Annotated in this window: 12 protein-coding genes and 1 pseudogene; 5 read left to right on the top strand and 8 right to left on the bottom strand. The window is 49.7% G+C overall.

All coding sequences use genetic code 11. The annotated features are described in order from the left end of the window. Nucleotides 1-278 precede the first annotated feature (278 nt). The 4 genes from E5987_RS09815 (at nt 279) to E5987_RS09800 (ending at nt 6,112) form a co-directional block, all read left to right on the top strand. The gene (locus E5987_RS09815; protein ID WP_338143623.1) at nt 279-1,514 is read left to right on the top strand and encodes an MFS transporter; all 1,236 of its coding nucleotides are present in this window, start codon (nt 279-281) and stop codon (nt 1,512-1,514) included. A gap of 417 nt (nt 1,515-1,931) precedes the next feature. After that, nucleotides 1,932-3,686 (top strand): flavocytochrome c, encoded by a 1,755-nt coding sequence (locus tag E5987_RS09810; RefSeq protein WP_160335910.1) that lies wholly within the window; start codon nt 1,932-1,934, stop codon nt 3,684-3,686. Nucleotides 3,687-3,801: 115 nt separating this feature from the next. Then, nucleotides 3,802-5,442: an HAL/PAL/TAL family ammonia-lyase gene (locus E5987_RS09805; protein ID WP_160335909.1), complete on the top strand. Its 1,641-nt coding sequence runs from the start codon at nt 3,802-3,804 to the stop codon at nt 5,440-5,442. Nucleotides 5,443-5,530: 88 nt separating this feature from the next. Next, nucleotides 5,531-6,112 (top strand): TetR/AcrR family transcriptional regulator, encoded by a 582-nt coding sequence (locus E5987_RS09800; protein ID WP_160335908.1) that lies wholly within the window; start codon nt 5,531-5,533, stop codon nt 6,110-6,112. Between the two features lie 49 nt (nt 6,113-6,161). Here E5987_RS09800 and E5987_RS09795 read toward each other — a convergent pair whose 3' ends face one another. Together E5987_RS09795 and E5987_RS09790 are read right to left on the bottom strand one after the other, a co-directional pair. Next, nucleotides 6,162-6,491 (bottom strand): branched-chain amino acid transporter permease, encoded by a 330-nt coding sequence (locus tag E5987_RS09795; RefSeq protein ID WP_160335907.1) that lies wholly within the window; start codon nt 6,489-6,491, stop codon nt 6,162-6,164. Next, nucleotides 6,488-7,195 carry an AzlC family ABC transporter permease gene (locus E5987_RS09790; protein ID WP_160335906.1) on the bottom strand — a complete coding sequence of 236 codons (708 nt, stop codon included), beginning with the start codon at nt 7,193-7,195 and terminating at the stop codon, nt 6,488-6,490. Before E5987_RS09790 ends, E5987_RS09795 begins: the two co-directional genes overlap by 4 nt. A 152-nt stretch (nt 7,196-7,347) precedes the next feature. Here E5987_RS09790 and E5987_RS09785 point away from each other — a divergent pair, with 152 nt between their 5' ends. After that, the gene (locus E5987_RS09785) at nt 7,348-8,607 is read left to right on the top strand and encodes an AAA family ATPase (RefSeq protein ID WP_202074614.1); all 1,260 of its coding nucleotides are present in this window, start codon (nt 7,348-7,350) and stop codon (nt 8,605-8,607) included. A gap of 47 nt (nt 8,608-8,654) precedes the next feature. Here E5987_RS09785 and E5987_RS09780 read toward each other — a convergent pair whose 3' ends face one another. From E5987_RS09780 to E5987_RS09755, 6 genes and pseudogenes are all read right to left on the bottom strand, one after another. Then, entirely contained in the window at nt 8,655-9,791 is a 1,137-nt protein-coding gene (locus tag E5987_RS09780; protein ID WP_160335904.1) for a 4Fe-4S binding protein, read from the bottom strand. Then, nucleotides 9,742-12,057 carry an FAD-dependent oxidoreductase gene (locus E5987_RS09775; RefSeq protein ID WP_160335903.1) on the bottom strand — a complete coding sequence of 772 codons (2,316 nt, stop codon included), beginning with the start codon at nt 12,055-12,057 and terminating at the stop codon, nt 9,742-9,744. Before E5987_RS09775 ends, E5987_RS09780 begins: the two co-directional genes overlap by 50 nt. Continuing rightward, nucleotides 12,054-12,509 (bottom strand): annotated as a pseudogene (locus E5987_RS13295) (4Fe-4S dicluster domain-containing protein); the annotation flags it as partial. The gene E5987_RS09775 and the pseudogene E5987_RS13295, both read right to left, overlap by 4 nt. A 372-nt stretch (nt 12,510-12,881) precedes the next feature. Further along, a complete protein-coding gene (locus tag E5987_RS09765; RefSeq protein ID WP_160335902.1) occupies nt 12,882-13,523 on the bottom strand; it encodes a TorD/DmsD family molecular chaperone in 642 nt (213 codons plus the stop codon). A gap of 74 nt (nt 13,524-13,597) precedes the next feature. Beyond that, nucleotides 13,598-14,416 (bottom strand): hypothetical protein, encoded by an 819-nt coding sequence (locus tag E5987_RS09760; RefSeq protein ID WP_160335901.1) that lies wholly within the window; start codon nt 14,414-14,416, stop codon nt 13,598-13,600. Between the two features lie 9 nt (nt 14,417-14,425). After that, nucleotides 14,426-15,019, bottom strand: a complete 594-nt coding sequence (locus E5987_RS09755; protein ID WP_160335900.1) for a 4Fe-4S dicluster domain-containing protein — start codon at nt 15,017-15,019, stop codon at nt 14,426-14,428. Nucleotide 15,020: the final 1 nt, after the last annotated feature.

Raw genomic sequence — 15,020 nt, 5'->3', positions numbered from 1 at the left:
TTGGCATAAGGAACTCCTCATAAGGTTCTCAATTATACCATAATGTACTACATTAGTGTTACTTAGGCGTTAAAAAAATTTGGCTGTTAAGCCAATGTGGGCCGAGCTTTATTCAAAATTTAACTGTAAAACTCGGGATTTCGATCGTGCCGCCTTAATTTTTGCCTTTTCCCGACAAACGGCAATATTCTTTTTTGTCTCGTCTCGATAGAATGTAAAAAAAACCAATACATCTATTGACAAGGCAGGGAACCGAAAAGATTCGCCTTTATTCCTCGGTGCGGCTATGCGCTGGTGCCTGCTGCGCGCCGCTCATGGACGGATATTTAATTACGTCCGTCGGTTTGGTCTGGTTTCTTTCTGATTTTGTATGCGCTGACAATTCACCTTGGCTGGTGGGATTCAGTGCTTTTGCTTATATTTTCGGTTCTTTTTTTGGTACGCTGTTTGGCGGCTGGATTGGAGACAGGATGGGGCGGCGCGCCTTATATAACTGTTTGCCGTTTTGCCTTGCCGCGCTTTGCGCGCTGCAGACGGTGTGCACGGTTCCTGTTTCTTTAATTACCGTTCGATTCCTTCTGGGTTTTGTGACAGGAGCGGATTCTCCCTGCGCACAGGCGATGGCTGCCGAGAATTCTCCGAAACTAGTTCGTGCCAAGACACTGACATGGCTGATGAATGCTTGGTTTATCGGCGCGATTTTATCTGCTTGTACCGCATGGTTAATTAAAGAGGTATCTTTGAGCTGGATGGTTTATCCGCTGTTTGCCGCAGTACTGGCACTTATCAGTGCATGGGTTCGGTGCGGCGCGCCGGAGTCTGTGCTTTGGCTGCTTCATCACGGCAGAGGCGCAGAAGCGGAGTACTCTCTAGCGATTCTCGGTCTCAGCAGTACTTCTGAATTAACGGAAGAGGAGAGTTTGCGGAGCAGTGGGCGATTCAACCGCAGGACGATCGGCAAGCTGATTTTTATTTCGGTGTTTTGGTTTTGTCAGGCGGCACCCGTTACTGCTGTTCTGATGTTCGGGCCGCTGCTTCTAAGCGCGCCGGACATGAGCGGCGAGACCGAGTTCGCGTCGACCATTATTGCGTATCTTTTATTTTTCATAGGCAGTTTCGGTGCACTTGGGCTGATCGGACGAACAAAGCGCCGTCCATTGATTCTGTGGACGTTTGCGCTGATGGCTCTGGGCTTTTTGATGCTTTCTCAGGTTCATCTCGGATCGAAACTGATGCTGTGGGCAGCCTTGGCGATATATTCGCTGCCTTATGGGATTCAGTCGGTTTTAGATTATGTCTATCCGTCCGAGCTTTTTCCGACTTCGATCCGTGCGACTGCGCTGGGAATTTTGGGTTCTACATCTCGCGTAGGCTCGATGATCAGTTCACTGCTTTTTCCGATTGCTTTTATTTCTTACGGTCAGCAGATGATGTGTTTTGCAGGTGCATTCGTTTTGGCTGTTGGTTTTGCGGTGTCGTATTTTTTCGCGTCGGAGACGTATCGTGCGAAATAAAACCCCTATGGATAGATCCACTTATGTTTTACCAAACTGCAGATGTCTTTTGCAGACAGAAGGTGTGGTGATTTAGAGCTCTGAGTAATATCTTATTTCCTTCCGAACGCAAGAAATATGAGCATTAAAAGATGTATTTATTGCTGAGCTTTTTAGGAATACCCCAAGAATATTAACTACGGCAAAAGTATTAATCCCTTTTATTGGAGAGATAAATAAGGTTTAATTTGTTTTAACTAACTGATTAATTGGCAATAGATACTCATTTCTTGAATTGAGAATTTCGTAATTTCTGCGGGAAAATTCCTATATTTGGATGACATAAAAACAGTCTATATAGACTGTAATTAACGTATACTATTTTCAGTCCAGTTAGACTGTTTTAAAAAATAACTCAACCGAAAATAGGAATCCGCTATGAATAAATTCAGTGTGTTAACAGCTTCCGTTCTTTCAGCTCTTATGCTTTCTTCCGTCTCCGCCGCTCCTGTTACAACAGAAGGAACCGGTGTTGGCAAACACGGCGATATCGCCGTTGCTGTCACTTTCGATAACGGCAAAATCACCAAGATCGACGTTGTTCAGAACAAAGAAAACAAAGTGCTCGCTCAGAAGGTCTTCACTGAACTGAAAGACAATGTTGTGCGCACCAACTCTGCTGAAATCGACGGCATCGCCGGCGCAACATTCTCCTCTAAGGGCTTCCTTGACGCGGTTAAGGCCGCTGCCGATAGAGCCGGTGTCAAACTGGCCGCAAAACCCGCTGATACCAAGAAAGCTGACAGCGCCATGGCTCAAAACCAGAGCTATGATGTCGTCGTGATCGGTGCGGGCGGCGCAGGTTTTGCCGCGGCCGTTGAAGCTAAATCCAAAGGCGCTAATGTTGTACTTCTGGAAAAAATGCCGACAGTCGGCGGCAACTCTCTGATCTCCGGCGCAGAGATGAACGTTGCCGGCTCTTGGGTTCAGAAGAATCTCAACATCAACGATGACACACCCGAACGCTTTGCTGAAGACACACTCAAAGGTGGTGACTTCAAGGGCGATCCGGAGATCGTTAAAGTCATGACAGTTAACGCGCTGCCGACCGCTGAATGGCTGAAGAATACAGTCGGTGTGCAGTTTGAAGATGACAACGTCTTCCAGTTTGGCGGCCACTCCAGAAAACGCGCTCTGATTCCGCACGGCCATACCGGTACGGAATTCATCACGAAGTTCTCCGCTCTTGCAGACAAGATGGGCATCCCCGTCATCACCAATATGAAGGCTGAAGAACTGATCAAGGATAAAGACGGCAGAGTGGTCGGCGTCAAAGCGGTTTCCGCAGGCAAGGATTACACCTTCAACGCTAAAGGCGGTGTCGTTCTCGCAACCGGCGGTTTCGGAGCTAATGCAGAAATGGTTAAGAAATACAACCCGTCGATCGATGAACGCTTCAAGACAACGGACGCACCCGGAACTACCGGTGAAGCGCTCTATATGGCTGAAAGAGCAGGCGGTCAGCTCGTAAATATGGGCTACATTCAGACTTATCCGATCTGCGACCCGATCTCAGGCGTGATCGAACTGATCGCAGACGCCCGCTTTGACGGCGCGATCCTTGTGAACCAGGAAGGCAAGCGCTTTGTTGAAGAACTGGAAAGACGCGACGTAATTTCCAAGGCGATTCTTGATCAGCCTGGCGCATACGCTTATGTGCTTTGGAATGACAATATTGGCAAGATCTCCAATACCGTGAAGATTCACGATACGGAATACGATGCCTTTACTAAGCAGGGCATCATGCACACAGCCGACACGCTGAAGGAAGCGGCAGAATTCTTCAAGATTGATCCGGCAGCGCTTCAGGCTACAGTTGACCGCGTCAACAAGTTTGCCAAGGACGGCAAGGATCTGGACTTCAACCACAGAGCCGGTCTTAAAGATCTGTCCACAGGCAAGTACTACATCATCAAGGCGGTTCCATCCACACACCATACTATGGGCGGTCTTAAGATCAATACCAAGGCTGAAGTTCTGGACGCCAACGGCAAACCGATTCCCGGTTTGTTCGCCGCCGGTGAAGTGACCGGTACAACTCATGGCACCAACCGTCTTGGCGGCAACGCTTACACCGATATCATGGTCTTTGGCAGAATCGCCGGAGCCGGTGCCGCCGCTCAGGCTAAGTAATCCCGCCTTCTCCCATCTGTCCCGTCGTTTTGCATAGCGCTTTGCTCAAAAGCAAAGCGTCGGGGCAGTGTCGTCTCAAATCCCTTTTCAAACACAACCGTTTCGAGAATTTAAAATGAAAACATTCCAACTTTCTCTTATTTCAATCGCTATGCTGACCGCAACAAGCGTAAGTGCTGTGGAGCTGAACGGCTCCTCTTTAACCCAGGATGATGCTTGGGCAATCGCAGAAGGTGCGCCTGTATCCATTGCTCCGGAAGCCATGGATCGAGTAAAAAAATCTTATGAACTGGTGCTTGAAGCGGCTAAAAGCGGCAAAGAAATTTACGGGTTGACGGTTGGTGTGGGGCTTAATAAAGACCATAAGGTGATTTCCGCTAACGGCGAACTGAGTGAAGAGGTTAAAGCCGCAAGCCGCCGCTTCAATTACAGCACTCTGAGAAGCCACAGCATTGGTGCCGGTCCCGCGCTGGATCCGAAACTGGTTCGTCTCGCGATGGTCATTCGTCTGAACACGCTGCTTAAAGGCGGCAGCGGAGTCCAGCCGAGAGTGGCGGAACTCTACGAAGAATTCCTGAATAAAGGCGTTACTCCGGTTGTCCCGACAAAGGGTTCGCTTGGTGACGCGGATATTACACTTGCTTCCCACGTCGGATCCGCAATGATCGGTGAATGGAAGGTTATCAATAAGGACGGCAAGCAGGTCGCCTCCATGGAAGTGTTAAAGGAGAAAGGTATTAAGCCTCTGATTCCGGAAGGCAAAGACGCCCTCGGTATCCTCTCCAACAGCTCGGTCGCCATGGCTATGACCATGGATGCCGCAAAAGCGGTTCGCCAGATTCTGAAAGTTACACCGATTGTGTACGGTATCAGTCTTGAAGGCTTAAACGGCAACGTTGCGCCGTTCCTTCCTCAGACGGTTAATTTCCATCCGTTCCCGGGTCTTGCTGAAAAAGCTTCTGAATTAAGAAAGGTTCTTGCCGGTTCCTACCTTTGGGATAAGGACGAAAGCCGCAGACTGCAGGACCCGCTCTGCTTCCGTACTACGGTGTACACACTCTCTGAAGCTCAGAACGCTCTGAACGACCTAGACAAAGTCATCAATGTTCAGATTAACGGCTCGGACGACAATCCCGGCGTAATGGTTGACGCGGATCGCACCGGAGCAGACATTCCGCAGATCGGTCAGTATTTCATTGAAACTAAGAATGCTAAAGGCGCGATTATCCCGACAGCAAACTTTGAAGTGCTTCCGGTCGCTTTAGCTGTTCAGAGAATGGCTTTAGCGCTTGGTCATGTCGGACACAACGCTGCTCAGCGCACGATGCGTTTGGATGAGCCGCAGTTTACCGATCTTTCCCGCTATCTTGCGGCTGAAGGCAACCTTGGTCACGCGTTTGGCGCGACAGAAGACACGCTGATTTCCATCTACTCGGAAAATATTGATCTTGCGAATCCGGTTTCTCTGGACAGCTTCCCGGTTGAAGGCAACATTGAAGATTCCGCATCTAACCTTCCGCGTGCCGCTCAAAGACTGAAACAGTCGGCAGACAATACTTTCCTTGTTCTATCCATGGAACTTCTGCACAACACACAGGCAGCGGATCTGAGAAAGATGAAAAACAAAAACTTCAGAATGAGTCCCGAAACAGAGAAACTGTATAAGGCTTATCGCGCAAAGAGTCCTTTTGTTGATCAGGACCGCATTTATAGTATCGACCTGGAAAACGGCGATCAGCTCTTAAAGAACTACTAATTTCTAATAAATGCCTGAGCCTCAGCAATTTGAGGCTCTTTTTTTATACACTTGAAGCATCCGATAAGAAAAATCTCAGAGAACGACTATGCCCAGTGAAAAAGCTTTAAGAACGAGAAATAAGATACTTGAGGCGACACGCGTGTTTATCATGCGTGAGGGCGTAGCCGCGCTTTCGATCGATAAGATTGTTAAAGAATCTCAAACCAGCAAAGGCGCGTTTTTATATCACTTTAAAAATAAGAAAGCGCTTTTCCATGCGCTTGTCGAAGAGTATGTTCAGCACTTGGATGAGCGTCTGACGACGAATATGGCCAAGTTTGCCGATAAGAGGGAGCCGCTTGCGCCCGGTTATGCCTCTTGGTATGAGGGGTTTGACGAGGATGACGGCGGGTTTGCTGCTTTGGGTGTGGCGCTTTTAGCACTGCATCTGCATGAGCCGGAGTCTCTGAAGCCTTTTCATGACTGGTATCAAAGACTATTTGAGATGGTAAAAAAATCTCCGATTGATACGCCTCGACTCTTAACCGCGATCATGGCCTTTGAGGGCTTCTTCTTTACCCATAAGATGGGTTTTGACACACTCGATAAAGAAACGAAAGAGGCGACCTGGCGCTTTATTGTGAATGAAGTCGCCCCACAGCCCACTTCGAAAGAAGCGAAAGACTGATAATTTGACTCGGCCTCACTGATTTAGTAGTGCTTCATAGAAAATTTGTCTACACAAAGAAGCTGTTCAAAAGCACAACGTAGCAAGCAGTGCCGCAGAAGATTGAAAGAAGCGGGTTTTTAACAAACCATTGAAGGATAAGTGTTAAGAAGATCGCTGCGGCTTCAGGAATCGGGAGACCGCCTCTGGCCAGGGTGGATTCAGTGGAAGAGTGGACCACAAGAAGCACCATGATGGCAAGCGGGAGGAAGGATCCGACAACTTTTACCCAGCGCTGTTTGCTGAGCCAGGAAGCAGCGGCAAAGGGGAGAAAGCGTTCGGTGGCAGTAACAGCCGTCATCGCTAAAAAGACGAGGAACAGATAGCTTAAATCTTTCATTTGGCGGTCTCTCCTTTGGCGCGCGGCAGGGGATTCTTAGTAATGCTGAGCATGACAGAGGCAAGCGCGCAGAATGCGATGGCTATAGCCAGAGCGTTTTCTGCGCTGATCATACGAGCTGCGGCGTAGGCAGCTAAAGAGATCCAAAGCGGAGAGCTGCTGATTCTGCCTCTCCATTGTTCGCACAGCAGCATGGCAAAGAGGCTCGTGAGGACAAAATCAAATCCGGCCAGTTCGATATTGGTGCCTGCGCCGATTAAACCTCCGAGTATGCTTCCGAGAATCCACCACATCCAGTCAAAGACGGCGAGGTACACCAGCTTATTAACCGGGCTTTCCTTGGGTTCGGTCGTGAGAAGCGAATAGGTTTCATCGGTTAGAAGGAATGCGACGATCCATTTTTTCCAACCGGTATCTTTAAAGCGGTCGAGAAGGGAGAGGCCGTAGAACACATGCCTTAAATTGACGACCGCGGTAGCGAAAGCGATGGACGCGACGGACATATCCGCGGCGAGCATCGGGATCATCATGTACTGAACGGCGCCGCCGTAGATCAAAGCCGAGCTGATGCCCGGAAGCCACCATGGTCCTCCCGCCTGTACGAAGAGAAAGCCGAACACCACGCCGAGCGGGATGTATCCCATCATGACCGGGATAGATGCTTTAAAGGCAGCTAAAACTAAGGAATTTTCCTGCTGATTCATTTTTGTTTCTGGTTTGAGGATAAGAAAATTTTAATACGTCGCTCTTTCAAATCAGACGTTATGAAGGATTATTTGTTTCGATCAGGGGTGTGTTTACCAGGATAGAGCATATAACGGAGAAGTGCCTGTGATTTTCCAATTTAGTGTGTACGTTGGGGAAAACAAATATCCAAGACTTACAGCTGGGAGCATGGCAACGCGCTTCTCAATTCAGTCTTTATGTTTCTTGGTCTTCCGTTAATTCATTGGTTATTCTGATTGATGAATATGATGTTCCGCTTACGGGCTGCTTGAATAATAAGGATTTATTTGAATCGGTTAGGGCTGTTATGGCCAATTTCTACGCAATCCTAAAATCTAATGATAGGGTTTTGCGTTTTGCGTTTATTACGGGAATTACCAAATTTAATAAAGCAAGTATTTTTTTCGGACTCAATAACCTGTACGATTTGTCACTTGATGTTAATTACGGCAGCCTTCTGGGATACACTCCGTATGAAGTGGAGAAGTACTTTTCTGAATTTCTTTCTCGTGCGGCAAAAAAACTTTGTCGAAATAAAGACGAACTTTTTACAGAACTGATAAATCGTTACGACGGTTTTTGTTTTGAAAGGAGCGCAAGCATCCGGTTTTTTTCCCCTTGGTCTTTGCTCCAGTTTTTATCATCGCCTGAGAACGGACTGATAGACTATTGGTTTGAAAGCGGCGGCCGGCCTTCTGTATTAATCGAGTATTTGAAGTCGCACTCGCTTAGGAATCCTGAAGAATACGGACGAGAAAAAACGATATCTTTATCCGAATTGTCAGGAGCATCCGATATTGAAACACTCTCCGATATTGGACTTTTGACTCAAACGAGATATTTGACCATTAAATCAGTGAGATTTGGAAACACGGTTTATCTGGATTATCCCAATGTAGAAGTAAGGACTGCGATGGCGCAGCACTATACGAGTTGTTTGTTGAATGGTCGTACAGCAGGCGAGGTGGGAGCCGGTTCTATCGCAGTGGTCTTGAGAGAGGATTCTGCTGAATCAGTGTTTCATATCCTTAATCGTCTATTCCTATCGATAGATTTTCAGGGTTTCCCGGTCCGTGATGAAGCTTCAGTTAGAGCTTATGTTCAGGTTTACATTGCCAGTGCCGGACTCAATCCTAAAATTGAACATCATAATGCTCATGGCAGAAGCGACCTTGAGGTAGGTGTTGGTGATCGACACTGGGTGTTTGAATTTAAAGTGGTTCGTAAAGGTGAAAGCAAAGAAGAAAAACTGCGGGCCTGGGTTGAGCAAATGACATCGAAGCACTACGGTGAACAGCAGAGCGGTCCGGAACTGAAGAAGGTCGTGCTCGTTTATTCCATTGAGGAAAGACAGTTCGTTAAGTTGCACGAGCTGGTGCCGCAGCCTTAGTCTTTTCGGAATAGAAAATTCAACGCTGATTTGCTGTTTTCGAAGCATCAGCTCCGATAAATCGGCACATCAAAAATTTTTTTCATGCGGGCTTCCGCCGTTTGTTCCTCTTCGTCCTTTTGCGCGGAAATCTCAGTTAAAACAATTCTGACGGAATCGGAAATGACCGCTTCAGTTCCTGGAATACCGCGCATGACCATCGCCTGCGTCGGACAAGCTTCAATGCATCTTCCGCAGTTAGTGCAGCGCATCGGATCCGCGGTCAGCTTGAAGTGACCGTCCTCGGTTTTATCCGACAAACATCCTGTCGGGCAAAGCAAAGTGCAGATATTGCATCCCGAGCATTTTCCGCTAATGACGCCGGGGAGCGGAAAAATCTTCTCCGAAATTTCAAAGCCGGGCCTTCTCGCTTTAAGCAGCTCGATGGCCGCGATGAGCATTTCACGCTCCGGCATTGTAAAAACTTTGTCGGTTTTAGGAGCTCCGCCTGATAGAGAAGTAATTTCGCTGATTCCATGCAGGCGGTCGGAAAGCTGACTGAAGATTCTTCTTCGGCCAAGACTGATTTCATCTCCGTCATTTTCTTCAGCACATACCGGCCGAAACTGAACGCCTAACTTTTCGCAAAGCGTCTCGCAGTCGTCTGCCAGAACCTGAGTCGGACAGCCTCCGTTATGGCTTGGGCATCGCTCGCAGTCGGAACTGTGCAGCTCGATTTTGGTATTGAGCAGTAAATGGGCGAGCAAAATCAGCGCGGGACTGACGCCATTGAAGCACCCGACAGAAACACCGGTTTTTCTGCTTTGGGCTTTTGGACAGGTAAAAGCAAGGGCAGAAGACGCGGACGCGCCATGAAGTCGATGTTTAAGCGCGGCCAGTACGCCAAATAACGGATATCTGCCGTATGAGAACGCTTCCGTCGGACAGGCTCTGATGCAGGCGCCGCATGCGGAGCATTCGCTGTTTTCGATAGAGATCGTCTGATCTTTAATCGAAAGCGCCTGGTCGCGGCATACCTGAACGCATTGAGTGCAGGATGAGTTAGGGAACAGCGTTTTCACACACCGGTTCTTTTCAAAGGTTATGTTCGCGCTGTCCGCAGAACCGGCGTGACGCTCAATTTCGGCGCTGCACTTAGCTAATAACCGGTTCAGCAGGTCTTCCTCTATTGATATCTTCGTCATTTTCTGTTGTTCTCTTGGAGGCTGATTGGCGTACCTTCTTACAGTCCGCGCTTAAAAAGTCTGAAATGGCTTTTGCGGCAAGCTGACCGCTTTCAATCGCCGTCGTCACAAACCCCGGCCCGTTGACCGCGTCTCCTGCGGCAAATACCTTCGGATTGCCGGTTCTTACGGAGCCTTTTGTGAGGACGATCCCCGCGTTTCTAATGAAATTATCACACGGACCTTTAAAACCGTAAGCGCAGATCACAAGTTCCGCGGGCAGCGTTAAATCGCTGCCGTCCGGCCTTGCGACTCTAATTGTCTTATCCGCTTCAATCGACTGAATCACCGCTTCTGCAATGAATTGAACGCCTTCCTCTCGTGCGTATTCATAATCATCTCTTGGCGGATTTGCTTTCAGAAGTGATTTGCGGAAGAGACAGGTGACGGAAGAAGCACCTTGTCGCACCGCGGTTCTCGCGCAGTCAAGTGCTGTTCCTCCGATGCCGAGAACAACGACGTGTTTGTTCTTGGCAGACGACTCGGGATTCGGTTTGGAATCTGCGCGCAAATAGGGGAGCGCCTGAGAAACAAAGCTTAAATCCGATCCGGGGACGTTTAAAGCGATGGGTTCTTCAGCGCCCACGGCGATGAGCGTCGCGTCGTGGGAGTCTGTAATACGGAGCAGCTCGTCAGCGGAGGCAATTTCTGATCCAAGCTGAAAATCGATGCCGGATTTAGCGTAGAGTTTTCGGCGGTGGATAATGCGATCCTTTGCCAGTTTGAAAGAAGGAATCCCGTACGCAGTCAGACCGCCGATTTCATTTTCGCGTTCGTAAACAGTGACCTTGAATCCCTGAGAACGCAACATATCCGCGGCCGCGAGTCCGGCCGGACCCGCACCAATCACGGCGACCGAGGGACTCTTGCGGTTCGTGCGCGCTCTGTGCGTCCGATAGCCTCGATCAAGCGTTCTGGAAGAAGCAAAGTAAAGGAGCGCGTGGATGTTCACCGGCTCGGAAATCTCTCCTAACGGGCAGGCCGCCATGCAGAACTTATCCTTCGGACAAAGATGCGAGCACAGCTCCGGAAGTTTGCCTGCCTGAAGAAGCTTTTGTCCTGCCGCTTTAGTGTCGCCGTCTGCGAGCGCTTTCAGTACGTCGGGGATCGGATTGTGCTGAGGGCAGGCCTGAACGCAGGCTCCGCACTGGATGCATCGGCTGCTTTCAAGTTTGGCGTTTTTAAGTGTGAAGGTTTCTTCCGGAGCCGTAAAGGTTTCTTTTGAAACGACGGACTTTTGTGTCGAAACTGCCGCAGGCAAAATCTTTTTTAAATAAACGGGATTGGGCGCCTGACGAGTCGTCTCGTTTTTTTGTTTGGCTTTAAAAAACGGGAAAGACACCGCGGAAACCGGACACTTCTGAGCGCAGGCGCCGCACTTGAGGCATCGGGAACTGTCAGAGCTCGGTATTGATTTTCTGAGATCAATGCTTTCCGGACAGGCATTTCTGCAGACTTGGCAGTTGAGTCCGGAGGCTCTCAGACACTTTTGAGCGTCAATCTTCGGAACAAACGTCTTATTAAAGCGGCTGATTAAAGAAATAAAGGCGCCGATCGGACAGATGAAGCTGCACCATCTTCTTAAAAAGAAGATTTCAAAGAGGAGCACGCCGAGTATGACGAGCGGTGTGATCGTCGGGTCATTGAACTTCAGCATGTGCAGTGTACCGATGATCAAGGCGAACGTGAGTCCGACAGGACAAATTAAACAGAAAACCGGAAAGGAAAATACAGCGGAAGAAACCAGCGCAGCGGCAAGAACAAAGAACGGGCCTTGTTTCTGAAGGTTTTCTGCACGGATTGCGCTTTGTTTGGATGAATCTGCCGCTTCGTGAATAACAGACTCTTTAACAGAGGTTTCAGTATCGTTGTTTTGAGTGCGGATGCAGGCTTGCGGTTCATTGTCGCGGGTTTCTTTCGCCTCGATCGGTTTGGGTTCTGTGCCGAAGAGTTTTCTCAAGGGCGGGACCGGGCAGAGCCAGCCGCAGAAAAAACGTCCGAATAACACGATCACTGCCGCAAAGACGGCAAGGCAAATCAAGATATTTAAAGTCGGAGATTTGGACGCGAAGGCGCTCTCGAGCGCGCCGATCGGACAGATCTGAGCGATTGCGCCGATGCCGAAAGAAGAAAGTGTCCCCCAGCCGGTGTGCCAAATGACGCCGGACACTACCGCTAAAAGAAAGAGGCAAAGCGTCAGCGTTCGCAGAACTGAGAATTTTTTCACGGCGCCTCCTTAGTATCTTTAACCTCCAACGGTACGATTTCAATGCCGCGGACCTTATGTCCTGTATAAGCTTGAAGAACGTTGGCCGGACAAATATGTTCGCAGACGCCGCAGCCGTTGCATTTGTCTTCATCAATGATCGGAATCATTCTCTCGTCCAGAGAAATCGCGTCATACGGGCATTGTTCTTTGCACTTGGTGCAGGCGCCGGTTCTGAGCGCAATACAGGTTTCGGTTAAACGCGCTTTGCCGATCGGAACGGTTTCCCCGATGTAATCCGTAAGCGCTCCGGTCGGGCAGACTTCGATACATTTGCGGCAGAAGTCGCAGGAGCCGTATTTGTAGTTCATGACGGGCGTGCGCAGGTTTAGGACGCCTTCGGAAAAACCGCCGATCGCAATGACATCCGTCGGACATACGCTTCGGCAGCGGTCACAGCGAATGCATTTGGAAAGAAATTGCTCATTCTGTCCGCCCGGCGGTCATATGAGAGGCTCGGCTTGAGTTTTAGACGCGCCCCAGCCCAGCGCGAACAGACCTGCAGAAGTGCCTAATGACAGGAGCAGGCCCCGCCTTCCGACAGATGCAGTTTGAGAACTCATATTTGCCTCCAAGCTGCAGGGATTTCGTTTGCGGCTATAGTGCCGCGTGGAATCGTGAAGGAGGGCGCAAACCGAAGCAGACAGCGGCTGAAGTCATAATCGTTATCCATTGGGTGAGTTTGTTTGCTTTATTCTGAGTGTTTTTTGATGCATCAAATAGTGCGATTTTGCAAAGAACTACTTAAAAACAACAAAGTGCCTAAAAATCACTTAGATATGACATTAACCGAGGCGATGGTTTCGAAGAATTCTATCGTGTTCGCGGACAGCGCCTGCAAGCATCATGGCAGCGCCAAGGTAAAACCGCGACCGGACGCTGGCCTTAATTTTGCTGGTGAACTTTGGTACCAAGTTATGGATATGATCATCAAGGAACGACTCCTGATCTTCGATCAGAGGCTCATACTCCGGCGAATTTTCTTCAGTATTTCTTAGCTTTTCGACCAGGTATGCGAGGTATTGAAGCTCAATGGCGATATGATCGTCGTAGAGTTTGCTGTCATTGAACACGCCGTGGGCGTTGAGGATATTACGGACGTCCTCAAATGCTTTCTGCATCACTAACTGCTGAGGGCTCGTATAGACGGACTCGTAGGGGTAGGCCGCTTTGCTTCCTGCGGTGCCGATAAACGCCGCGGCATATTCGGCTGCGAGAAGATCGAGATAATTATCCGGCAGCTCTTTCGTGAGCTCTTCATGAATGATCTGCGCGCCCCGCCGAATTAAAGGCTCGTCGCAGAAGTCGTCCAAGCCCAGACTAAGGAGCCAGTCCGCGGCTGCCTGATCGATTTCTTCGCCGAATAAGCGCGAGATCACTTTGTAGTTGATTTCAAGATCGAGTAATTCCAGATAGTCAAAGGCCATGATTTGAATTTCCTTGGTTTGAACGCCTGAGGGATGTCAGTGCCGACGAGGCTGAATCGGCCGGCACTGATCTGTTAAGGATTGAAGAAATGCCAGGCTGCTCGTCCGATGTCAAAAATAATACTCTGCCATAAGAACGAAGCAATAAAGACGCCGATGAGTCCGACAGAAGCAGAAAGCTTACGGGCGTTCCTAAGCAGAGCGGCCGCAAGCGGAAGAAGAATGCCGCAAAAGACGCAGCCAATCCAAAACTGCAGACTCAGAACGCCGGTGACAAGCTGCTGCCCCGCTTCCGAGGTGTCCGGGTTTGCAAGCAGACCTGCGATATAAGCGCTAAAACCGATGACGCTTACAGCAGAAGCAGCAAAAGAGGACGCTCTTGCTTTGGCGCCGTCCGCGTCTTCTAATTCGCACGCCAGCAGGAAGCTGAGAGAAGCGGCTGTCCAGTACAGGCCGATGAAGGGAATCATCAGCGTGTAGGAACTCAGGACCGGACGCCAGCTCATCACCATGTTTGCGCCGAGTGCTGCGGTTGCGACGAAAGCAAAAAGCGCGGAGAGCAGGATGATGACTCTGGTTATAGTCTGATCAGCCTCTCTGAAGAGCGCAGCCAGATATGCGGCGCTTGTCAGCAGCGCGCCCGCCACACCGATCATCTCCCAGAAAAGCCGGGAAGCGGGATTGGCAAAGACACCTAAAATCATGCTCGGTCTTCCGAGATTGGAAACCGCCGCCAGGCCGCCGAGGGCGAGGCAGACGAAACCGAGTGAGGCGAGCGTCTTCAGAGTTCTCTCAGTAAAGTTCGAGAACTCTGAAGCAGCCAAGGCAGCGAGAAGACCTGAGCCTAAACAGAGTAAGGCTGCAAAAAGTGATAATGTCCAGTCGCCGACCATTTCTTCTCCTTAGAGCATCTTCGGAGGTTTGCTGACCCATTCGCCGGTCTTCTTATGAAGAATGTAGCGAACCGAAGGATGATTTCCGGAGTCCGGCATGCTGTGCACGTTCTCTTCGCCGGCAGCGGCAATCGCCTTAGAAACATCGCTCTGCGGGTCATCGATGTCGCCGAACAGACGAGCGTTGGCGCAGCAGGCCTTAACGCATGCGGGCTGCTCGCCCACTTCCTGAAGGTGACGGCAGAGTGTGCACTTTTCAACCACTTTGTTTTCCGGATTGAAGGAACGAGCGCCGTAGGGGCAGGCCGCGATACACATTTTGCAGCCGATGCATTTTTCTTTGTCCACAAGCACCTGACCATCTTCCGTCTTGAAAGAGGCGCCGGTCGGGCAAACCTTCACGCAAGGCGCTTCACGGCAGTTCTGACAGACGGTGGGCAGGAAGTACTGCTTCAGGTCGGGGAACTTCCCGACCGGTCCGATGGAAAGTACTTTGTTGTAGTAGACGCCGAGCGGAACATTGTTTTCGTTTTTGCATGCCACTTCGCAGGCAAAGCATCCGATGCAGCGGTCGAGGTCGATAACGAGTGTTTTTTGTGCCATT

The sequence above is a fragment of the Parasutterella muris genome (assembly GCF_009767915.1).
GTDB classification, from domain to species: Bacteria; Pseudomonadota; Gammaproteobacteria; order Burkholderiales; family Burkholderiaceae_F; genus Parasutterella; species Parasutterella muris.
This window is presented reverse-complemented; position numbering and strand designations above follow the sequence as displayed.

Excerpts from the sequence above, each read along its gene's own strand:
- E5987_RS09760 (WP_160335901.1), bottom strand. The coding sequence starts at position 14,416 with ATGGTCGGCGACTGGACATTATCACTTTTTGCAGCCTTACTCTGTTTA.
- E5987_RS09805 (WP_160335909.1), top strand. The coding sequence starts at position 3,802 with ATGAAAACATTCCAACTTTCTCTTATTTCAATCGCTATGCTGACCGCA.
- E5987_RS09795 (WP_160335907.1), bottom strand. The coding sequence starts at position 6,491 with ATGAAAGATTTAAGCTATCTGTTCCTCGTCTTTTTAGCGATGACGGCT.
- E5987_RS09790 (WP_160335906.1), bottom strand. The coding sequence starts at position 7,195 with ATGAATCAGCAGGAAAATTCCTTAGTTTTAGCTGCCTTTAAAGCATCT.
- E5987_RS09765 (WP_160335902.1), bottom strand. The coding sequence starts at position 13,523 with ATGGCCTTTGACTATCTGGAATTACTCGATCTTGAAATCAACTACAAA.
- E5987_RS09800 (WP_160335908.1), top strand. The coding sequence starts at position 5,531 with ATGCCCAGTGAAAAAGCTTTAAGAACGAGAAATAAGATACTTGAGGCG.
- E5987_RS09755 (WP_160335900.1), bottom strand. The coding sequence starts at position 15,019 with ATGGCACAAAAAACACTCGTTATCGACCTCGACCGCTGCATCGGATGC.
- E5987_RS09810 (WP_160335910.1), top strand. The coding sequence starts at position 1,932 with ATGAATAAATTCAGTGTGTTAACAGCTTCCGTTCTTTCAGCTCTTATG.
- E5987_RS09780 (WP_160335904.1), bottom strand. The coding sequence starts at position 9,791 with ATGACGAAGATATCAATAGAGGAAGACCTGCTGAACCGGTTATTAGCT.